Here is a 21,001-nt window from a genome sequence, read left to right on the forward strand (position 1 = left end):
CAGCGGATTGGAAACAGATCATCCTGATCGGCCTGTCGCCGGTCTTCGTGGCGGCACTCGGCGTCGAATTCTGGGTCATGAAGCGGCGCGGCCGCACCGAGCGCTTCCGTGTGGGCGCGATCCTGACCAATTTCAATGTCGGCGGCGCCTATCAGCTCTTCGAACTGTTCGGCCATGCCTTCGTCTTCATGGCGGCGATGCACTGGATCTGGGACCACCGGATCGCCGACGTGCCGGTGAACGGCTGGACCATCCTGCCGCTCTTCGTGCTGACCGAATTCTGCTACTACTGGTTCCACCGGGCATCGCACCGGATCCGCTGGTTCTGGTGCGCCCATGTGGTGCATCACAGCGAGGAGAGCATGAATCTCTCCACCGCGATGCGCCAGAGCATGCTCTATTCCCTGACCGGCTATTGGCTCTTCTTCGCGCCGCTGATGCTGCTCGGCGTGAGCCCCGAGGTCACCATGGCGATCTATGCCTGCGACCTCGCCTATCAATATTTCGTCCACACCGAAGCGGTGGGCAAGCTGCCGGCCTGGATCGAATATGTCTTCGTGACGCCGTCGCACCACCGCGCCCATCACGGTCGCAATCCGCAATATATCGACCGGAACTATGGCGGTGTGCTGATCGTCTTCGACCGCCTGTTCGGCACCTTCGTCGCGGAGGAGGAGAAGGTCGACTACGGCATCGTGCGGCAGATCCGCTCCAACAACATCCTGACCCTGAACCTCCACGAATTCATCGATATGGTGCGTGATGTGGCGCGTCCCGGACCGCTCTGGCTCCGCCTCAAGCACCTGTGGGCGCCGCCCGAATGGCAGCGCCCGGTGCCCGCCCCGGCCATGGAGGAGCAGGGAGCCGTCAGTTCAACTGCCGGCCGATGATCTTCCAGTAGCCGACCGGGAACAGGCGTTCGATGAAGCCCGCGGCCTTGGCGTCGTTGCCGACCAGCACCCGGGGCTGACGCTTCTCGACCGCACGGACGATGATTTCGCCCGCCTGCTCGGGCGGCATCTTCAGGAAGGTCTGGAACTTCTTCTGCTGGAGGTCGGCCTCGGCCTTGTCGATGGCCGCGGCGATACGGGCGTTCTTGGCGATCGAGGTGGCGATGCCGCCCGGATGCACCACGGTGACGCCGATCTTCGCGCCCTCCATCTCCAGTTCGTGGCGGAGAGAGTTGGAAAAGCCGCGCACGGCGAATTTGCTGGCCGAATAGGCGGTCTGGCCGGGCGGCGCGATCAGGCCGAACAGGCTCGACAGATTGACGATCCGGGCTTCGGCGCTCTGGCGCAGGACGGGCATGAAGGCCCGGGTCATGCGGATCACGCCGAACAGGTTGATCGACAAGAGCCAGTCGAAATCCTCTTCCGAGACCTGCTCGAAGGTGCCGCCGATGGCCACACCCGCATTGTTGAACAGGAGGTCGACGCCGGCATGATCGGCCAGCACGCGGGCCGGAAAAGCCTTGATCTGCTCGGCGTTCGAGACGTCGAGCCTGTATTGCGTGACCTTGATGCCTTTGCCGGCGAATTCCGCCGCGGTCCTGGCCAGCGCCGCCTCGTCGATGTCGGCGAGGGCGAGATGGCAGCCGCGCTTGGCCAGGGCGAGCGCGATGCCGCGCCCGATGCCGCCGGCCGCCCCGGTGATCACCGCCACCTTGTTTTTCAGATCGAACATGCCTGGCCGCGCTCCTCTTGTCGTTTCGTGCCCGTCGTGGGTCCCCATCGCATAATTGACATTGGTGTCATTTTCCAGCGGCGTTTCTTTCCTGCCCCGAGGCGACGCGAGAATCCGCCACTCCGCCACAATCGCCCCTCGACACTTTCTTAGGGTTCCCTAAAGATTCCGCGTGGTAGGCACAATCGGTCGCAAACAGGGAAGGCGGTTCACGCCATGCCGATCAAGCTGAAGCTCGTCCTCCTCGCCGTCGCCGCTTTCCTCGTCGTTGTCGCCGTCGGTGGCGTGGGGCTTCTGTCGTCCCAGCGCCTGGGCGACGCCTTGACCGAAACCGCGGTGATTTCGAAGGCGCAGTACAATTTCATGATGTCCGACATGATGCACGACGCCCTGCGCGCAGACGTCCTGGCGGCCTTCATGGAAGGGGCCGACGGGGACAAGGTGAAGGCCGACCTCACCGACCACGCCACCACGTTCCGCGACGTTCTGGCCCAGAACCGGGCGCTGCCGCTGCCGGACAAGATCGCCAAGGCGCTCGCCGAGGTTTCGCCCGCCCTCGACGCCTATATCGAGGAAGCCAATCACATCGCCGACCTCGCCCTGCACGACAGGGCTGCGGGCCAAGCCCGCGTCGCCGCCTTCCAGGCGGCTTTCGAGCGGCTGGAAGTGGCCAACGGCGAAATCGGCGAGCTGATTTCGGCTTCGGTCGACGCCGCGGCCAAGGACGCCAACGACAGTGCGGCCGCCAGCCGGGACATGATCCTGATCGGCGGCCTCGTCGGCGTCGTGCTGCTCGGCCTCGCCAGTTTCCTCAACCGGCAATCGATCGTGCGGCCGCTCTCCGCGGTGCTCGACGGTATCGGCGAGGTCACGCGGCGCAATTGGACGGTACAGATCGCGGGGACCGAGCGGCACGACGAGATCGGCGACATCGCCCGGGCGGTCGAGCAGTTGAAGGCAGCCGGTGCCGAAGCGGAACGTCTGGCGGCCGAAAACAACGCCGCCCTCCGCCGCGAGGAGGCGGAGGCGCGCGAAAGGGCCGAGGCCGAGCGCCGCCTGGCCCAGGCCGAACAGGCGCGCCTCCGCGAGGAGCAGAGGAGGGGGCAGGAACAGGCGGCGAGGGCGGAGGCGGTCGCCGCCGCCACCGCGTCCTTCGAAGGCGAGGTCGGTCAGGTGATCCGCAGCATGGTGGAGGCGGCGGGCAGCCTGGAAGCCAATTCGACCAGCCTGTCCCAGCTCTCCCAACAGACCGTGGCCCAGGCCCGGCGGGCCGGCGATTCGGCCGACGGCGCCCGTCACAGCGTCGAAGCCGTGGCCGCCGCGACCGAGCAGATGGTGGCGACCGCCCGCGAGATCGGCCGCCGGGCCCAGCAATCGGCCGATCTTTCCACCCGATCGGTCGCCGAGGCGGCGCAGACGACGGAAAGTATGCGCGGCCTGTCTGAGACGGCTGAGCGCATCACCAGCGTGCTGAAACTGATCGACGCCGTGGCGCGCCAGACCAACCTGCTGGCGCTCAACGCCACGATCGAGGCGGCGCGGGCGGGCGAGGCGGGCAAGGGCTTCGCCGTGGTCGCCTCGGAAGTGAAGAACCTGGCCGACCAGACCGCCAAGGCGACCGAAGAAATCGCCCATCAAATCGCCGAGATGGGCAGCTCGACCCGGACCACGATGGAGGCGATCGGCCGGATCGACCAGATGATCCACGACATGTCGGAAGCCTCGACCGGGATCGCCGCCGCGGTCGAAGAGCAGATCGCCTCGATCGACGAAATCGCCCGCAACATCGACCGCACGGCCGGCGACACCGCGACCGTGAGCCGCGAACTCGCCACGGTCTCCGAAGCCGCGACCACGACCGGCGTCGCCACCGGCGACGTCCTGGCGTCGTCCAAGATCCTGGCCCAGGAGGCCAAGGGCCTCAAACAGGCGGTCGACCGTTTCCTCGGCGTCGTCCAGGAACGGCGCCGGGCCGCGTGAAGGAAGTCGGCTCGATTCTCGGCGGGTTTCCGCCTCCCACGTCCTCTAGGTTGTCGAAGCCGTGACGGTGCAGGCGACTTACTGGAAAGGAACCGTGCGACCGGGCTGGCTGGCCTGGGCCTTGGTGTAGGAGACGCCGTGTACTTTGATGCCGCGGGCGTCGAGCAGCGTGATGATGCCGCCCTTATTCGACAATGCCATAGGCGGCCTGATATCGACGATCAGGGTAGCCCCGGCGGCGATCGTGCCCGAAAGGGGGGTGGCGTTCTTCTGCTTGTCCTTCAGGCAGAAGCCGGTCAGGTCGACGGGGCGATCGGACGTGTTGAGCAGCGTGACCGTCTCATGCTCCGGCGTCCGTATGTCGTTCACATAGGCGGCGATGATGCGGATCAGGCCGTCGGGGACATCCTGGGTCGGGATCGCGTCTCGATCGATCGGCGTGTGCGGCAAGCCCGGATGTTCGGGATCGGGCGCGATTGCCGGCGCCGCCGTGATGTCGTCGGAATGCCAAGCCTGCCCCTGAAACTTCAGGAAAACGCCCACCCATTGGTCGTCTCCCGGAAAGTGGAAGGCCAGCGCGCCATCCTGCCAGACGGCGTTGTCTTGATCGTGGTGATGGGGTGGGTTGCCCTGGTTCATATGAATGTCGTGGATGCCGCGACCGGGTTTGAAACCGAAATAATTGTCGGCCTTGGGCTCGGGCCCCCAGGCCGCGCCAAAGGCGTAAATCTCAGCCGTTTCATCCGACATCGCCCGTTGCACATAGGAGTCGATCTTCTCGTTGAGGTCATTATCCGGTCCGGCCGCGGACAGTGGCAAAGGTTTGAATTCCCAGGGCTGGCCAATGTTCGCACGGATGAAGTCGACCGCAGCACCGCCGGGCTTGCTTGCCAATGGAGTCAGTCCGACGGCGAGCGCCTTCCACACATCGGTGAGTGGGTGCTCGAAATGCGAACGCACGAGGAATTCCACTTCGCTACCATCATCGGAGCGAACATTGATGGCGATGCGGTAGAGCTCACCGTCGGCCGACACCAGTACTTGGTAGTGCGGTGCCTTGCCGGTGGCGAGGCGATTACCGATCGGACGCCCCTTCAACGCGGAATAATGCGAGATCGGCATGGGGTCACTCCGTGAAATAGGCGGCGAGGCGGGTCGAGACCTTCTGCTGCCATCGGTCGGTAGTATCGAGAAATCCGTCCCAACCGACCTGCGCCATGGCGGTGCCGTTCTCCTTGCCGCTTTTTTTCGCCGCGATCTCGGCTTCGGCCGCACGGAAACGATAGTGGTCATAGACGTCGAGGACATGCGTGGCATAGGCCTGCGCCAACGCCTGGTTGCCTCGAACAATGATCAGGTTCTCATCGTTGCTGTAGGAGGCCTTGAAGCCCATGTTGTGGCTGCCGAAGGCGACGACGGAACGCTCAGCATCCTGCGGATCTATGACCAGGATCTTGTCGTGAATGATGGCGCCGACGGTGCCGTTGGCGGTCAGTTGCTCATCGAGTTTGAAGTCGCCGAGTCCGCCGATCAAATTGCTATCGGTCAGTGCCGTGGCGCGCACCACCGAGACTCCGGCGCGCTGGAAAACATGGGGCGCCCAGTTCTTGCCGGTGCCGGTGTCGGCCGCCGTCTCGTAACCCCACATCGCGGCAGCGGCAGAGACGGCGCCCAAGACCATCAGCGAGGGATCGTTCAGCCCGAGATTCACGGCCTCGCTCACAATGGAATTGGTACCGCCTTGCGCAGGATAGAAGACCAGAAAGAAGATAGCGCGCTGTGCCTGGCGCATCAGCGAGAACAGGCGTGCCATGTCCGGCGGTGTTTCGGGCGGCCCCGACTTGCTGTTCGTCGGCTGCTGTTTACCCGGCATGTTGGGCGAGAACCAGACCTGAAGCGCGGCCTCGCCGGGAGGTACCGGTGTGCGATTGGCCTGCTGCAACAGCTTGCCTTGCTTAGCACCAGTCGCGCGTGCGCTCAGCGGAACCGGGACCGGCAGTGTATCGGTTAGAAGTCGATCCCAGTAATCGACGAAAGCCCCGGCGATCGTGACATCCTCGATTACCACCTCGTTGTTGCTCTGCCCGGCGACCCCAGTCCAGGTCCAATTGGCCGAGCCGGACAGCACCTTGGCGCCATGCACCCCATCGGGCATATAAGCGACGAATTTGTTGTGACCGATGTGGCCGGCGCCGTTGAACATCCGGTTGTGGAGCCGGAAGGCCGTCCCCGGCCGGTCGGCGAGAGCTCGCAACGTCGCCCGCGCCCGCTCGTTACGGGCATCGTAACGCGTGACCTTCTTGCCCTGCGCATTCAATATCGGATTTCCGTTCGCATCCTTCTGGTCGGCCGTGCCTGCATCAGACAGGATGAGGTCGATCCGTTCGGCATGGGTCGCGAGAAGCTCGACCAGTTCATCGTCTTCGAGCTCATAGAGAGCGGCCTTGAAGCGCCCGCCGGGATTCCGCTCGAAAAAATCGCGCATCAGATGGATGACGTCTCCAGCCAGGTATTCGCGCAGCCAATCGCCCTTCGTGCTGAGATGCAGCTTCAGCTCGTCGGGCTGAACCACGCCATCCTCGTTCAAGACATTGCGAAGAAACTGGGTCGACAAGATCGCGTTGGTGAAGGTGCTGACAAAGGGCGGCCGGGAGGCGGTCACATCGACTACATTCGTCCAGGCTGGCGGCGTCAGATAACAGAGGCGCCGCGGCGTGCCTTCATAGGTGTGCAAGACGTGCCGTGTGGTTCCGCGTACGACATGGCTTTCGGGAACGGCCACGACTTCCTCTAGACCTGGCCGTAGATCGCCCACGGCGCGGATTTCGTAGCGGACGCGCTCGTTCGGTACCCGGCGGCCGGAGCCGTCGCGCTTCTTGCGCAGCGTAAGATCACGCCAGGTGAATTTCTGCACCGGCCACACGGTGGTGTTCTGCGCCTGCCACTTCGAATTGCGCTGGCCCTTGAACGGGATATAAGACGCGAGTGGGCGTCGCTCCCTTACGCTGTCGTCGTCGTTGAGATATTCCCGCACCAGGCAAAAACCCAGACAGCCGGGCAGGGGCAGCGGCTCCAGTCGCCACGCGATAAATGCGACTTCGTTGTTGGCGATCGCAGTCGCCCCTCTAATCTCCGCCATCTGGTCCTCCCCAAAGACGTCGATCGCCGCACCCGAAATAGATTGCATGAAAATATTAATTACTCGCTTTAATAGAGATTAGGGCCGGCCGCGCGGCGTTGTCAATGTCCAACTATTCCGTTTATTTTCCATAATATATATTATGCGACTGCCATTAGGAGCGCATAGAGCAAAGCCCGCGACGATCGCCGCCGCCCTCTGAAGTCCCCCAGCGCTGCTGCTCTGCCTGGAGCGATCATTCGAGGCTCGTGGCTGGCGGCCCTGCCTCATGCTCCAGCTGGCGGTAGCCGCTGGGCCAATGCCCGGTTTCGCGCTTGAAGGCACGGCTGAAGTTGGCGCTGTCGGAAAAGCCGAGCTGGGCGGCGACCTGGGCGATGCGGGTGCCCGGTTCGCCCAGCAGGTCGCGGGCGCGCGCGATCAGGCTTTGCTGCACCAGGCGGCGGTAGCTGGTGCCCTCGCGGGCCAGACGGCGTTCGATGGTACGGGGCGACTGGCGGCACCGCGCCGCGATCTCGGCCAGGCTGGCCGGGCGGCCCGCACTCTCGCGCAGCAGCATGGCGACGAAATCGGTCCAGCCGTTCTCGCCGATCGGCCGCGCCCGGGCCAGCGCGGTACAGCGGGCATCGATCTCCGCCACCACCCGCGCATCGGCCATGGGCAGCGGCGTCGACAGCAGCGACGCCCCCATGACGACACGGACACCCGGCACCGCCTGCGGATCAAAGTGGAAGCGCGCCGGCAGGAAGGCGTCGTAAGGTCTTGAATCGTCTGGCTGCGGTGCCGAGAGATGAATCTCGTAAGGCAGCAGGTCCGGTCCCAGGATCAGGCAGAGCTGGCGGTGGTGGGCGACCGCCAGAAGATCGAGGAAGAAGCGCAGCGTGGCCGGCGCCATGGCTACCGCGGGCGTATAGACCGCCTCGCCCTGCCCGGCTGTCCGGCGGTAACGAAACAGGAACAGCTCGTTCATCAGGTGATAGTGGCGCGCCACCAGGCGAAGGGCGGCATCGAGATTGCGGCTGCTCATCATGCCGAGGCCGAGCAGATCGTGGGAGGTCGCCTTGATCAGCGATCCCATGTCGATGCCGGGATGCGGCCGCCCGGAAATCGCCGTGACGGCGCCGAGAAAGGCTTCCACCTGTTCGAGCGTCAGGCCGCCGTCCGCCCGCTCGAAGGTCGCCGGCCGGATGCAGGCCGCGGCGAGGACCGCCGCCGTGTCGACCCCGGCGCCACGCAGGAAATCCCGCAGCAGCAGGAAATAGCGGATCGGAATGCGGCGCTTGCTGTCGGTCATCGGGCGGAGCCTATCATGTGTCGGGAAATGACATCAAGTTGACGCCTTCAGACATTCTCTTCGAAGGCCCCCGCCGCCATCGTGGCGTCATCCCGGTCTCGGCCGGCAATCACGGCGAAACGCCGGCGGAGGAAACGATGCTCTACGAAAAAGTCGGTACCGCGGTCATCCACGACGAATCCCTGCCCTGGGTCCCCTTCACCCCCTATGCGGACAATGTCTTCCTGAAGTGCTTCAAGCTCGATCCCGTGCGGGGCGAGATCATCGTGATGATGAAGGCGCCGGCCGGCCTCCAGCTCCCACGCCACCAGCACACCGGCACGGTGATCGTCTATACCGTCGAAGGGAGTTGGAAATACAAGGAGCACGACTGGGTGGCGACGCCGGGCAGCGTGGTGTTCGAAACCGCCGCCTCGGTCCATACGCCGCAGTCGGTACAGGCGGACGGCGAGATCGTGGTGCTGAACGTCCTGGTCGGCGACCTGATCTTCCTCGACGACGACGACAAGGTGGTGGCGATCGAGAACTGGCGCACCATGATGCAGCGCTACCTCGACTATTGCGCCGCCAATGGCCTGACCCCGCGCGACCTGACCGCCTTCGAGTGAGCCGGCGATGACCGCTTCCTTCGAGGGCCGCCGGGTCCTGGTCACCGGGGCCGCCTCCGGCATCGGGCTCGCCACCGCGCTGGCCTTTGCCCGGCGGGGTGCGTGGCTCGTCGTCTCCGACATCGACGCGGGCCGCCTGACCGAGGCCGCCCGCAGGATCCGCGAGACCGGGGCGCGCTGCCTCGACATGCCGGCCGATGTCTCGTCCCTCGCCTCGATGCAGGCGCTGGCCGAGCGCGTCCACGCCGAAACACCGGCCCTCGACATCCTGGTGAACAATGCCGGGATCGGCTACCTGGGCGGCTTCGACGATACGCCGGACGAGGCTTGGCGCCGCGTCCTCGACATCAACCTGCTCGGCGTGGTGAACGGCTGCCGCGTCTTCCTGCCGGCCATGCGCAGGGCCGGCGGGCCGCGCCGCGTGGTCAACGTCGCCTCCCTCGCCGGCATCGCCGCGCTGCCCAACATGAGCGCCTATGCCGCCAGCAAGCACGCCGTCATGGGCCTGTCCGAGGGGCTCGCGCTCGAGCTCGAATTGGCGGGCTCGGCGGTCGGCGTCACCACGGTCTGCCCCGGCATCGTCAATACGGCGATCACCAAGAACCGCGCCAATGTCGCGGCCGCCATCGACGACCGGCAATTGGCCCGCCTCCAGGCCTATTACGAGGCCCAGGGCGTCGCCCCCGAGGTAGTGGCGGAAGCGCTTGTCGAAGGCGTGGCGAAAGGCCGGCGGCAAGTCCTGGTCGGCCCCTTTGCCAAGCCGATCGCCCTGCTCCGCCGTTTCGCGCCCGCTCTGGCCCGGCGCGCCCTGCTCCACGACGCGCGCAAGGCGGGCTACCTGTGACCGGCGAAATGCGGCGCATTCCGCTCGGCGCGGTCACCTTGAACGTGCTGGTGGCGGGCGAAGGCAGGCCCGTGCTGCTGGTGCACGGCTTTCCCGACAGCCACCGCCTGTGGCGGAACCAGGTGCCGGCGCTGGTCGCCGCCGGCTTCAAGGTGATCGCCCCGGACATGCGCGGCTTCGGCCTGTCGGATGCCCCGGCGGACGAGGCCGCCTATCGCCTGCCCCTGCTGGTCGGCGATCTGGTCGCCCTGCTCGACGCCTTGGAGATCCCGGTCTGCGACCTCGTCGGTCACGACTGGGGCGCGGTCGTCTGCTGGCACCTGTGTTTCGAGCAGCCGAGGCGGGTCCGGCGCTATGCCGCGCTTTCGGTCGGTCACCCCACGGCCTATGCCCGGGCCCCCCTCGTGCAGAAACTGATGGGCTGGTACATCCTGTTCTTCCAGCTTCGCGGCCTGGCCGAATGGCTGCTTTCGAGGGATCGGTTCCGGCTGTTCGGCCGCCTCACCGGGCGGCCCGACGAATTGCGCCATTGGATCGCCGACCTGTCGCGGCCCGGGCGGTTCACCGCGGCGCTGAATTATTACAGGGCCAATATCGGCCTCATTCTGCCGCAGCGCCTGCCAGCGGCGTCGCAGGACGTGCTCGGCGTCTGGAGCAGCGGCGATTTCGCCCTCTGCGAACAGCAGATGGTCCGCAGCGGCGACCTGGTCGCCGGCGATTTCCACTATCACCGGGTCGACGGTGCCGACCACTGGCTGCCGCTCGCGGCGCCGGCGGTGGTGAACCGCCTGCTGATCGACCATTTCGCCGCCTGAGGTGACGCCATGATCCTTCTTTCGCTGCTCGCCGTCCTGTTCCTGGCCGGCTTCCTGGCCTTCTGGCGCTGGCAGGTGCCGGGCAACCCGCTGAGTGCCGCGGAGACGGCGCGCTATGCCGAGGCGGTCGGCCGCAACCTCCGGATCCCGGCGGACGAACGCCAGGGCTTCGTCGAGGCGGTGCAGCGCTTCGCCGCCGCCGACGACGGCCGGCCGGTCCATATGCTGAACCTGATGCGCTACAACGCGGCGATCCGCCGGGTGCACGACCTCACCCCCTTCCCCGGTACACCCGCCGAGTCCAATGCCCATTACGAGAAACTGGCGACCGCGATGGCGCTGCGCTCCGGGGCCTATCCGCTGTATGCCGGCAATGTGGGCGACGCCAATGTGGTGGCGGGCGATCCGGCCCTGGACCATTGGAGCCGGGTCCTGGTGATGCGCTATCCCTGCCGCCGCGCCTTCCTCGACCTGGTCAGCGATCCCGCCTATGGCGAGATCGCCCATTACAAGCTGCTCGCCCTCCAGCTCGTGCTGACGCCGATGAAGGGGGAGATGGTGATCCCGGACCTGCGGCTCGCCCTCGGCGCCCTGCTGCTCGGCCTGTTCCTGGCCGCCGGCTGGCTTCAGGCCGTCATGCCCTAGGATCGAGGCGGCCGGCGAGCACGAAGATCGGATTGGCACCGCCCGGCTTCGCCACCTCGACCCGGTCGAAGCCACGGTCTTTCAGGTGGGTGGCCGCCTCGTCGGCGTCCTTGAACAATATGCCGGCCGAACTCCGCGAGACGACGCGGAGGCCGGCGGCGCCCATGTGGGCGGCCAGGCGGAGCAGACGCTTTTCAGGCGGCGCGTAACTCTCGGTCACATAGGCGGCGGCGGGAAAACGGCGTAGGCCCTCGGCCAGCCGTTCCCACACGGCGCTCACCACCGGCAACGGGAAATAGTTCATCAGCCCCTCGGTCACCACCACGAGCGGGCGCTTCCGGTCGAAGGCGCGCGTCAGCACGGCTTCCAAGGCGTTCGGCCCGCCGTCGGCCAATATGTCCAACGCCACCACGGCATGGTTGGAGGACAGACCCGGCACCCGGGCGAGCGCCGCCACCTTGTTGGCCGCCATCTGCGGCAGGTCCGCCTCGACATAGCGGAGCTCCGGGAACTGGCGCGAGAAACGACAGCCGCGGGCCGAGAGGCCACAGGCGATCTCCAGCACCTGGAGCCCGGGCAATTCCTCCATCAGACCGATCAGCAGCCGGTCGATCATCGTGTGCCGCTCGATCAGCATCTGGCGGAGATTGGTGCCGAACAGGCGCTTGCTGGCCCATTCCATGGGGCCGAGGGCCTTGTACATGAGGTCGCCGGCCGGCGTCCGCAATTCGGGGATGGAGAGCCCGTGGGCAGCCCAGGTCTCGCCCGTATAGAGGGCGGTGAAGCTGAAGGTCGATGTTTCCATATGTCTCCTCCTTCCCTCTTTTCGCCATCATACGCTGACAGGGCAAGAGCGCAGGTCTATTCTGCCGCCATGCCGACAGATCCCCCCTCGCCCGACGCCGCCGCGGCCCTGGACCAACTGTTGCGCCTGATGGCGCGGCTCCGCGATCCCGAGGCCGGCTGCCCCTGGGACCGCGAACAGAGCTTCGCGACCATAGCCCCCTATACGATCGAGGAAGCCTATGAGGTGGCGGACGCCATCGCCCGGGGCGACCTTTCCGATCTCCGCGAAGAGCTGGGCGATCTCCTGTTCCAGGTCGTGTTCCACGCCCGCATGGCGGAGGAAGCCGGCGCATTCGCCTTCGCCGACGTTGCCCGGGCGATCACCGCCAAGATGGTGGCGCGCCATCCCCATGTTTTCGGCGACGAGACGGCCCATGACGCCGCCCGTTGGGAAGAAATGAAGGCGGCCGAACGCGCGGCCAAGGCCAAGGGCGGATTGCTCGACGACGTCCCCCTCGCCCTGCCCGCCCTGCTGCGCGCGGTGAAGCTGCAAAAACGTGCCGCCCGCATCGGCTTCGACTGGCCGGACCTGGTCCCCGTGCTCGACAAGCTCGAGGAGGAGATCCGCGAGTTGAAAGCCGAGATCGCGGCGAGGTCGCCGCTCGCCCGGCTGGAGGACGAATTGGGCGACGTTCTCTTCGTCGTCGCCAATATCGCGCGCCACCTGGGCGTCGATCCCGAGAGCGCGCTCCGCTCCACCAATGCGAAATTCGAGCGCCGCTTCCGCCATATCGAGGCGCGCCTGGCCGAACAGGGCTTGGCCGGGCGCCAGGACCTCGACCTGCTCGACGCTCTCTGGGACGAGGCCAAGGCGCTCGAACGCAAGGCCGCCGAGTAACTAACTCAGTCGGGTCCGAAGCGCTTGTCGAAACGGCCCTTGTCGGCGGGGTCGAGGCCGACGGTCAGATGCGCCCTGCCCTCCTCGTCCTTGCGCGCCACCACTTCGCCATGGGCATAGAGGAAGGCGAGTGCGGCGCCGTCGGCGAGATCGACCGTGATCTCGACGAATTCCCGCTGGGTCCCCAGCTTTTCGTCGAGCACGGCGAGCAGCCGCTCCACCCCGTCGCCGGTCAGGGCCGAGACGGGCAGCACGGCCGGGATGCGCGCCGCCTGGTTGGCGAGGCGCTGGCGCTCTTCCTCTTCCAGGAGGTCGACCTTGTTCAGGACTTCGATCATCCGCTCGTCCTGCGCCTGTTCGTCGACCCCGAGGTCGCTCAGCACGGCCAGGACGTCTGCCTTCTGCGCTTCCGATTCGGGATGGGCGATGTCGCGGACATGGAGGATGACGTCGGCTTCCAGCACTTCTTCCAGCGTCGCCCGGAAGGCGGCGACCAGATGGGTCGGCAGGTCGGAGACGAAGCCCACGGTGTCGGACAGGATGATCTGCCGGCCGGAGGGCAGCTTGATCCCCCGCATAGTGGGATCCAGCGTGGCGAACAGCAGGTCGGCCGCCAGCACTTCGGCCCGCGTCAAGCGGTTGAACAGCGAGGATTTGCCGGCATTGGTATAGCCGACCAGGGCGACGATCGGATGCGGCACCTTGCGCCGGTTGCGCCGGTGCAATTCGCGCGTCCGCGTCACCGTCTCCAGCTCGCGCTTCAGGCGGGTGATCTTTTCCGAAAGGATGCGCCGGTCGGCCTCGATCTGGGTTTCGCCGGGACCGCCCAGGAAGCCGACGCCGCCGCGCTGGCGCTCGAGGTGGGTCCAGGAACGGACCAGCCGGCTCTTCTGATAGGACAGATGGGCGAGTTCGACCTGCAGCCGGCCTTCGCGCGTGGCCGCCCGTTCGCCGAAGATTTCCAGGATCAGGCCGGTGCGGTCGATCACCTTGGTCTTCAGGTCGCGTTCGAGATTGCGCTGCTGCACCGGCGACAGGGCGCAGTTCATCACCACGACGTCGATCTGGTCGATGTCGACCAGATGGCGCAATTCCTCGACCTTGCCGGTGCCGAGCCAAGTGGCCGGCCGGATCTTGTCGAGCGGCGCCTCGATCGCGTGGACGACGTCCAGCGAGATCGCCGCGGTCAGACCGACGGCCTCCGCCAGCCGGGCGGCCGGCAGGCGCAGGGCCGCACCGCCCACCTCGTCGCCCCGCGGACCGCCGCGGAGGAAGGGATGGACGACGATGGCGCGGCCCGAAGCCGGCCGATGCGCCGCTGTGGCGGCGGGGTCGTGAACCTCGCTCAACTCTCGCGCGGTGCCTCGGTCGGCTGCGGGTCGAAGAGCTGGATCGCCGCCGCGGGCATCACGGTCGAAATCGCGTGCTTGTAGACGAGCTGGATGTGCCCATCACGACGCAGCAGGACGCAGAAATTGTCGAACCAGGTGATCACGCCCTGAAGCTTCACGCCGTTGACGAGAAAAACCGTCACAGGCGTCTTGTTCTTGCGAACATAGTTCAGGAACACGTCCTGAACATTTTGGGATCGCTCGGACATTTGGGACCTTCTTATTTTTGTTGCGTCTTCATTCTGTTTTTTGACGATCCGGTGCCACTTTTGTGGTCACCGGTACTCTGGCAGCGACACACACGTTTTGCTGCACTGCACAAATTATATGGCAGGCTTGGTTTCGGATCGCAAGAAAAATCGAACCGCTCAAAATTCGACTCTCGTCGTATCCGCCCCAGCGCTGACGGCCGTCATATAATGCCGGCGAAGCCCGAGCGCTACTGGTCCCGGCACGCCCGACCCAATCTTTTGCCCGTCGATCGAAATGACCGGCGTCACGAAGGAGGTGGCGCTGGTCACGAAGGCTTCTCGCGCCGCTATCGCCTCGGCGACCGTGAACGGCCGCTCGACCACAACAAGGCCGGATTGGGCGGCGATCCGGGCGATGCTGCCCCTGGTCACGCCGGGCAGGATCGCCTGGGACAGGGCGCGGGTGACGAGGCGTCCCTCGCCATCGACGATCCAGGCATTCGTGCTGGAGCCTTCGGTGACGCAGCCCCCGGCGTCGACCAGCCAGGCTTCATAGGCGCCGGCCTCGCGTGCCGCCTGCTTGGCCAGGACATTGGGCAGCAAGCAGACGGTCTTGATATCCGGCCGGCCCCAGCGGATGTCCGGTAGGGTCAGCACGGAAACCCCCTGCCCGGCCCGGCGCTCCGCCGCGGCGAGATCGAAGGGGCGCGCCGTCATCACCAGGACGGGGCGCGGCGCCGGCACCGGAAAGGCATGTTCGCGCCGCGCCACCCCGCGCGAAACCTGAAGATAAAGAAGTCCATTTTTCAATCGGTTACGGCGCACGAGCTCACGCATTACCAGGACCAGTGCGGGGCGCGACATGGGACGGGCGATGCGCATTTCGGCGAGCGAGCGGTCGAGCCGGTCGAGATGCGGTTCGAGGTCGATCAGCCGGCCGCCGAGCACGGCCGCGACCTCATAGACCCCGTCGGCGAAGACATAGGCGCGGTCGTCGATCGAGACGCGCGCTTGCTGGTGCGGCCCATAGCGGCCGTCGACATAGGCGATGCGGGACATGATCCTCTGGGGGCCTAATCCTCGAAGCGGTTGGCGGCATCGCGGTCGCGCTCGTAGTGCCGCCTGAGCGGAAACGGCGGCAACCAGGATTCGCGGCGGATGGTCCAGCTCTCGTAGGTCGGCATCAATTGGTCGGGGGCATCGAGTGAGCCCAGGTTCACTTCGATTTCGTCGCCGGTGCGGGAAAAGACCGAAGAACCACAGCGTGGGCAGAAATGCCGCCCGGCATAGTCGCCCGTCTCGCCGTCGATGGTCACGGCCTCCTCCGGAAAGATCGCCGAGGCGTGGAACAGGGCGCCATGATGCTTGCGGCAGTCGAGACAATGGCAGAGGCCGACGCGGTAGGGCCGGCCCGCCGCGACCAGTCGGACCTCGCCACACAGACAGCCGCCGGTGAATCGGTCCATGCCCCGTCTCCTCCGAAACAGCCGATCGGGCGCCCGCTCAGGGCTGTCCGCTGCGGTCGTTGACCGCGATGCCGAGCGATTTCAGCTTGCGGTGCAGGGCCGAGCGTTCCATGCCGATGAAGGTGGCCGTCCGGCTGATGTTGTTGCCGAAACGCGCCACCTGGGCCAGCAGATAGTCCCGCTCGAAGGCTTCCCGCGCCTCGCGCAGTGGCAGGGCCATGATCACCTCGCCCTCGCCGCCGCGCAGGGTCGCAGGTCCCGCCCCGCCCACTTCGGCCGGCAGCATGTCGGCGCCGATCGCCTCTTCCGCGTCATCGTTGGCGAGGATCAGCAGCCGTTCGCAGACATTGCGGAGCTGACGCACGTTGCCCGGCCAGTCGTAGGCCTGCATCACCGCCATCGCCTCGTTGGAGATGGCGCGCGGCGGAATGCCGTTCGCCTGAGAGATGCGCTGGATGAAATGGGCCGCCAGTTCCGGGATGTCTTCCCGCCGGTCGGCCAATCGCGGCACCCGGATCGGCACCACCGAGAGACGGTGGAACAGGTCTTCTCGGAAGCGGCCGGCGGCGATTTCGGCATGAAGGTCGCGGGCCGAGGCGCTGACGACGCGGACGTCGACCTGGACCCGGTTGCGCCCGCCGACCCGCTCGAAGGTCTGGTCGACCAGTACACGGAGGATCTTGGCCTGGGTCTCGGGCGGCATGTCGGCCACTTCGTCGAGGAACAGCGTGCCGCCATGGGCCTGCTCGAACAGGCCGATGCGCGGCATCCCATCCGCACTGGCCGAGGCTTCGACGCCGAAGAGTTCCGCCTCCATCCGTTCCGGTGCCATGGTCGCGGCATTGACCACGGTGAAGGGGCCGTCGGCCCGCTTCGACAGGCGGTGCAGCTGGCGTGCCACCACTTCCTTGCCCGAGCCGGGCGGGCCCATGATCATCACCCGGCTGCCCATCGGGGCCGCCTTTTCGATCAGGCCGCGCACGGTGTTCATGGCCGAGGAACGGCCGAGCATTTCGTCCTCGAGATTGGAGCGGACCTTGAGATCCCGGTTCTCGCGCCGGAGTTCGGCGGCTTCGACCGCGCGCTGCACGAGGAGCAGCAGGCGGTCCGCCTTGAAGGGCTTTTCGATGAAGTCATAGGCGCCGCGCTTGATCGCGCCGACCGCGGTCTCGATCGTGCCGTGGCCGGAAATCATCACGACCGGCATGTCCGGATGGGCGCGCTTGATCGCATCGAGGATTTCGAGCCCGTCGAGCCGGCTGCCCTGCAGCCAGATATCGAGGATCACCAGGGACGGCAGGCGGGCGTCGATCGCGGCGAAGGCTTCGTCGGCATTGCCTGCCGTCCTTGCTTCATAGCCCTCGTCCTGGAGAATGCCGGCAACGAGTTCCCGGATGTCGGCCTCGTCGTCGACGACCAATACGTCACGCCCCATGGGCCATCCTCGCCTCGAGTGAAGTTGCAGCCGCGGCTTCGTGCCGCCAGGGGAAGCTCAGTGTCACGACGGCGCCGCCGCCCGGATTGTCGCCGAGCGCGATGCTCCCGCCGTGCTCCTCCATGATCTTGCGGACGATGGCGAGACCGAGGCCGGTGCCCTTGGTCCGCGTCGTCACATAGGGTTCGGTCAGCCGGTCGCGCTCCGCCGTGGGCAGGCCGCGGCCATTGTCGCGGATCTCGATCACGATCATGCCGTCTGTGGCGGTGAGCGTGGTCTCGACCAGCCCCCTTGGCAGGCCGCCGTCCTGCGCGGGCCGTGCCTCGATCGCCTCGACGGCGTTCTTCAGGACATTGGACAGGGCCTGGCCGATCTGCCGCGTGTCGAACAAGGCGGTCACCGGCGCCTCCGGCAACTTGGTTTCGAACACCACGCTGGAGGCCGCGACATGGCGGAGGAACACCGCTTGGCGCACCTGTTCCGAGAGATCGTCGGTCTTGAACACGGCGGTCGGCATCCGGGCGAAGGCCGAGAATTCATCGACCATGCGGCCGATGTCGCCGACCTGACGGATGATCGTGTCGGTGCACTGGGCGAACACTTCGGGATCGGTCGCGATCTCCCGCCCGTACTTGCGTTTCAGCCGCTCGGCCGAGAGCTGGATCGGGGTCAGCGGATTCTTGATCTCATGGGCGATCCGGCGCGCGATGTCGGCCCAGGCGGCGGTGCGCTGGGCGGAGACGAGGTCGGTCACGTCGTCGAAAGTGACGACGAAGCCGCGAACGGCGAGCCCGGTCCGCTCACCCACCACGCGGACGGAGAAATGCCGCCCCGCCCCGCTGCGCGCCAGATTGACCTGGCCCTGCACCTCGCGGTCGGGCCGGGCGCGGGCCTCGGCCATCAGCGGGGCCAATTCCGGCATCACTTCGGCAATCGGCTCGCCCACGATCGCGTCGGCCGTGGTGCCGAGCAGTTCGAGGGCGGAACGGTTCGGCAGGGTGATGCGGCCTTCGGTATCGACGCCCAGCACACCGGCCGAAACCCCGGCCAGCACCGCCTCGGTGAAGCGGCGACGCTCGTCGAGCTGGTGGTTGGCGTCGCGGAGCGCCCCGTGCTGGGCCTCGATCTGGCCTGCCATCCGGTTGAAGGCGCGGCCGAGCGACGCCAGTTCGTCGTCTGCCGTGCCGGTATCGACGCGCGCCGCCAGGTCGCCGGCGCGCAGCCGCTCGGTCGCGCCGAACAGCTTGGCCACCGGCTCGACCAGTTTGGTCGCGACCCAGAGGCCGGCCAGGATGGCGGTCAGCAAAATGAGCAGGCCGACGAGGACGAAGACGAAGGCGAAAGTGACCTGGATACCGAGGCGGCGCTTCTGCAACTCGTTGTATTCGGCGACCGCGGCCTGGGTCCGCTCGACATAGGAAATCACCCGCGGATCGACGAAACGGCCGACATAGAGATAGGCGTCGAGGAAGGCGTCGAGGCGGATCAGGGCCCGCACGCGGTCGTCCTCGGTATTGATGACCACCACCTCGCCGTCCGAGGCGCGCTGCATGGCGCCGCTCGGCAGACGGTCGAACTCCATGCCGAAACTGAGCGCCGTGCGCGCCAGCACCTGGCCGGTCGAATTGATCACGATCGCCTCGGCCAGGCCGCGCACCCCGGCCTGGTTCTCCAGCATCAGGCTGAACAGGTCGGGATTGCTGTCGACGGCCGAGGCGCGGCGGTTGATGTCGTTCGCCATCGCGCGGATATCGGCCTCGATCGTCTTGGCGTGTTCCTCGACATAGGCTTTGGCGATGGTCACGGAATCACCGACCGCGCCCTGCACCCGCTCGCTGAACCAGGTGTCGATGATCAGGTTGAAGAACAGGGCCGAGGCGACGCCGAGGAAGATCGTCGGCACCGCCGCGATGGCGCCGAACAGGGCGACGATGCGGACATGCAGCTTGGCCCCGGCGAGGCCGGAACGCCGCGCCCACCAGAGCCGGACCAGACGGGTCGCGACCAGACTGGCCAGCGCCAGCACGAGGACGAGATCGAGCAGCAGAAGCGGGATGATGAGGGCGGTGTTACCCTCCTGCAGGGTCGGATCACGCAGGGCGACATAGGTCGCGGTGCCCGAGGCCGCCGCCAGAAGGACGAGAAAAACCACCAACCGCCGGCTGATGTGGCCGCTGCTGATCCAGGCTTCCAGGCGTGCGGCGCGGCTCGTCCGGGGATTCTCCACGATCTCGTTGTTTTGCACGATCTCGCTTTTCAAAGGCAGACCTCCGGCCGGCACTGCGATGCCGCCCGTCAGACTCGCTTCGCTGTTGTCAGAATATCACAGCGTGACGCCGGCGCATCACTTGATACTGCGCAGGACCTGAATGTCGAGGTCGCGGATCTTCTTGCGGAGCGTGTTCCGGTTGAGCCCCAGGAGTTCGGCGGCCCGGATCTGGTTGCCCCGCGTTGCCGACAGGCTGATCTCGATCAGCGGCCGTTCGACCTCGCGCAGGATGCGGTCATAGAGCCCGGCGGGCGGCAGGCCTTCGTCATGGGCGGCGAAATAGCGGGCCAGATGGCGCTCGACCGCGACCGACAGGCTGACCGGCTCGTCCCCTCCGGCGCTGCGGAACTGCACCTCGGGCTCGATCAGCTCGGTCTTCACCACGTCGAGACCGATCACTTCCTCGGCATAGAGGGCGGCCAAGCGGCGGATCAGGTTCTCCAGTTCGCGCACGTTGCCGGGCCAGCGGTAGCGCTTCAGGAATTCCATCGCCTCGCCGTCGATCAGCTTGGCGGGCAAGCCCTGGGCGGTCGCCTGATTGAGGAAATGGCGCACCAGGTCCGGGATGTCCTCGCTCCGCTCGCGGAGCGGCGGCAGGCGCAGGGGCACGACGTTCAGACGATAGAACAGGTCTTCGCGGAACAGGCCCTGGTGGACGAGCTGGCGGAGATCGCGGTGGGTGGCCGAGACGATGCGGACATCGGTCTTGATCGGGTTGCGACCGCCCACCGTGGTATATTCGCCCTGCTGAAGGACGCGGAGCAGGCGCGTCTGCGCTTCGAGCGGCATGTCGCCGATCTCGTCCAGGAACAGGGTGCCGCCCTCGGCCTGCTGGAAGCGGCCGACGGAACGGGTGTTGGCGCCGGTGAAGGCGCCCTTTTCATGGCCAAACAGCTCGCTCTCGATCAACTCGCGCGGGATCGCCGCCATGTTGATGGCGACGAAGGGGCCGTTCCGCCGCTTGCCGTAATGATGCAGGGCATGGGCGACCAATTCCTTGCCGGTACCGGATTCGCCCGTGATCATCACGGTGAGGTCGGTGCCCATCAGGCGTGCCAGCACCCGATAGATTTCCTGCATGGCGGGCGAACGGCCGATCAGCGGTACCTTGTCGTCGCCGTCGCCGAGCGGATTTTCCTCGGACGCGGTCGAGCGCGGCAGGGTCAGGGCGCGCTGGACGACGGTGGTCAGTTCCTTCAGGTCGAAGGGCTTGGGCAGATACTCATAAGCCCCCCGCTCCGCCGCCTTGACCGCGGTCATCAGCGTGTTGTGGGCCGACATCACGATGATCGGCAGCTCGGGCCGCAGGCGCTTGATGCGCGGCAGCAGGTCGAGGCCGTTCTCGTCCGGCATCATCACGTCGGTGATGACGAGATCACCCTCCCCGCCCGAGATCCAGCGCCACAGGGTGGCGGCATTGCCGGTCGAGCGCACGTGATAGCCAAGGCGGCCGATCGCACGGTCCAGCACCTCCCGGATCGCGCGGTCGTCGTCGGCGATCAGGATGGTCGGGGTATTGCCGTCGGTTACGCCGGGCACGGGCATGGATCGGGACTCTCT

Annotated in this window: 19 protein-coding genes; 7 read left to right on the forward strand and 12 right to left on the reverse strand. The window is 66.4% G+C overall.

Features of this window, described 5'->3' with window-relative positions; translation table 11 throughout:
* On the forward strand, positions 1–890 hold an 890-nt coding region (locus WC493_RS05600; RefSeq protein WP_373063393.1), incomplete at its 5' end, for a sterol desaturase family protein.
* Here the strand turns inward: WC493_RS05600 and WC493_RS05605 are convergent.
* Complete coding sequence (locus WC493_RS05605; protein WP_373063395.1) at positions 868–1,683, reverse strand: SDR family NAD(P)-dependent oxidoreductase; 816 nt, start codon at positions 1,681–1,683, stop codon at positions 868–870. The two genes, WC493_RS05600 and WC493_RS05605, sit on opposite strands and share 23 nt — an antisense overlap.
* A 216-nt stretch (positions 1,684–1,899) precedes the next feature.
* On the opposite strand from WC493_RS05605, the gene WC493_RS05610 reads away from it, so the two are divergent.
* On the forward strand, positions 1,900–3,663 hold the full coding sequence (locus tag WC493_RS05610) for a methyl-accepting chemotaxis protein (RefSeq protein ID WP_373063397.1): 1,764 nt from the start codon (positions 1,900–1,902) through the stop codon (positions 3,661–3,663).
* Between the two features lie 78 nt (positions 3,664–3,741).
* Here WC493_RS05610 and WC493_RS05615 read toward each other — a convergent pair whose 3' ends face one another.
* The 3 genes from WC493_RS05615 to WC493_RS05625 all read right to left on the reverse strand — a co-directional run bounded on the left by WC493_RS05615 (position 3,742) and on the right by WC493_RS05625 (position 8,093).
* Positions 3,742–4,785, reverse strand: coding sequence for a DUF2278 family protein (locus WC493_RS05615; RefSeq protein ID WP_373063399.1), 1,044 nt, complete (start codon positions 4,783–4,785; stop codon positions 3,742–3,744).
* A 4-nt stretch (positions 4,786–4,789) separates the two neighbouring features.
* The gene (locus WC493_RS05620) at positions 4,790–6,802 is read right to left on the reverse strand and encodes a hypothetical protein (protein WP_373063406.1); all 2,013 of its coding nucleotides are present in this window, start codon (positions 6,800–6,802) and stop codon (positions 4,790–4,792) included.
* Between the two features lie 235 nt (positions 6,803–7,037).
* Positions 7,038–8,093, reverse strand: a complete 1,056-nt coding sequence (locus WC493_RS05625; protein ID WP_373063408.1) for an AraC family transcriptional regulator ligand-binding domain-containing protein — start codon at positions 8,091–8,093, stop codon at positions 7,038–7,040.
* A gap of 137 nt (positions 8,094–8,230) precedes the next feature.
* Here WC493_RS05625 and WC493_RS05630 point away from each other — a divergent pair, with 137 nt between their 5' ends.
* Genes WC493_RS05630 through WC493_RS05645 form a run of 4 tightly spaced genes read left to right on the forward strand, consistent with a single transcriptional unit; the run spans position 8,231 to position 11,005 of the window.
* Positions 8,231–8,701 (forward strand): 2,4'-dihydroxyacetophenone dioxygenase family protein, encoded by a 471-nt coding sequence (locus WC493_RS05630; RefSeq protein ID WP_373063410.1) that lies wholly within the window; start codon positions 8,231–8,233, stop codon positions 8,699–8,701.
* Between the two features lie 7 nt (positions 8,702–8,708).
* A complete protein-coding gene (locus WC493_RS05635; protein WP_373063412.1) occupies positions 8,709–9,545 on the forward strand; it encodes an SDR family NAD(P)-dependent oxidoreductase in 837 nt (278 codons plus the stop codon).
* Positions 9,542–10,360 carry an alpha/beta fold hydrolase gene (locus tag WC493_RS05640; protein WP_373063414.1) on the forward strand — a complete coding sequence of 273 codons (819 nt, stop codon included), beginning with the start codon at positions 9,542–9,544 and terminating at the stop codon, positions 10,358–10,360. Before WC493_RS05635 ends, WC493_RS05640 begins: the two co-directional genes overlap by 4 nt.
* Positions 10,361–10,369: 9 nt before the next feature.
* Positions 10,370–11,005: a hypothetical protein gene (locus WC493_RS05645; RefSeq protein WP_373063416.1), complete on the forward strand. Its 636-nt coding sequence runs from the start codon at positions 10,370–10,372 to the stop codon at positions 11,003–11,005.
* On the opposite strand, the gene WC493_RS05650 is transcribed toward WC493_RS05645, so the two are convergent.
* Positions 10,995–11,810 carry a class I SAM-dependent methyltransferase gene (locus tag WC493_RS05650; RefSeq protein WP_373063418.1) on the reverse strand — a complete coding sequence of 272 codons (816 nt, stop codon included), beginning with the start codon at positions 11,808–11,810 and terminating at the stop codon, positions 10,995–10,997. The genes WC493_RS05645 and WC493_RS05650 overlap by 11 nt on opposite strands.
* Positions 11,811–11,879: 69 nt before the next feature.
* Between WC493_RS05650 and mazG the strand changes: the two genes are divergently transcribed.
* The gene (gene mazG, locus WC493_RS05655) at positions 11,880–12,689 is read left to right on the forward strand and encodes a nucleoside triphosphate pyrophosphohydrolase (RefSeq protein WP_373063420.1); all 810 of its coding nucleotides are present in this window, start codon (positions 11,880–11,882) and stop codon (positions 12,687–12,689) included.
* 5 nt (positions 12,690–12,694) lie between these two features.
* Here the strand turns inward: mazG and hflX are convergent, their stop codons facing one another.
* The 7 genes from hflX to ntrC form a co-directional block, all read right to left on the reverse strand.
* Positions 12,695–14,038: a GTPase HflX gene (gene hflX / locus WC493_RS05660; protein WP_373063422.1), complete on the reverse strand. Its 1,344-nt coding sequence runs from the start codon at positions 14,036–14,038 to the stop codon at positions 12,695–12,697.
* Complete coding sequence (gene hfq / locus WC493_RS05665; RefSeq protein WP_373063424.1) at positions 14,035–14,289, reverse strand: RNA chaperone Hfq; 255 nt, start codon at positions 14,287–14,289, stop codon at positions 14,035–14,037. Before hfq ends, hflX begins: the two co-directional genes overlap by 4 nt.
* Before the next feature lie 159 nt (positions 14,290–14,448).
* Entirely contained in the window at positions 14,449–15,330 is an 882-nt protein-coding gene (locus WC493_RS05670; protein ID WP_373063426.1) for a D-amino-acid transaminase, read from the reverse strand.
* Between the two features lie 14 nt (positions 15,331–15,344).
* Entirely contained in the window at positions 15,345–15,737 is a 393-nt protein-coding gene (locus WC493_RS05675; RefSeq protein ID WP_373063428.1) for a GFA family protein, read from the reverse strand.
* 37 nt (positions 15,738–15,774) lie between these two features.
* Entirely contained in the window at positions 15,775–17,172 is a 1,398-nt protein-coding gene (locus tag WC493_RS05680; RefSeq protein ID WP_373063430.1) for a sigma-54-dependent transcriptional regulator, read from the reverse strand.
* Positions 17,162–19,432 carry an ATP-binding protein gene (locus WC493_RS05685; protein ID WP_373063432.1) on the reverse strand — a complete coding sequence of 757 codons (2,271 nt, stop codon included), beginning with the start codon at positions 19,430–19,432 and terminating at the stop codon, positions 17,162–17,164. Before WC493_RS05685 ends, WC493_RS05680 begins: the two co-directional genes overlap by 11 nt.
* Before the next feature lie 84 nt (positions 19,433–19,516).
* Positions 19,517–20,986 carry a nitrogen regulation protein NR(I) gene (ntrC, locus tag WC493_RS05690; RefSeq protein ID WP_373063434.1) on the reverse strand — a complete coding sequence of 490 codons (1,470 nt, stop codon included), beginning with the start codon at positions 20,984–20,986 and terminating at the stop codon, positions 19,517–19,519.
* Between the last annotated feature and the right edge of the window lie 15 nt (positions 20,987–21,001).

Source organism: Zavarzinia sp. (assembly GCF_041650655.1).
GTDB lineage: Bacteria > Pseudomonadota > Alphaproteobacteria > Zavarziniales > Zavarziniaceae > Zavarzinia.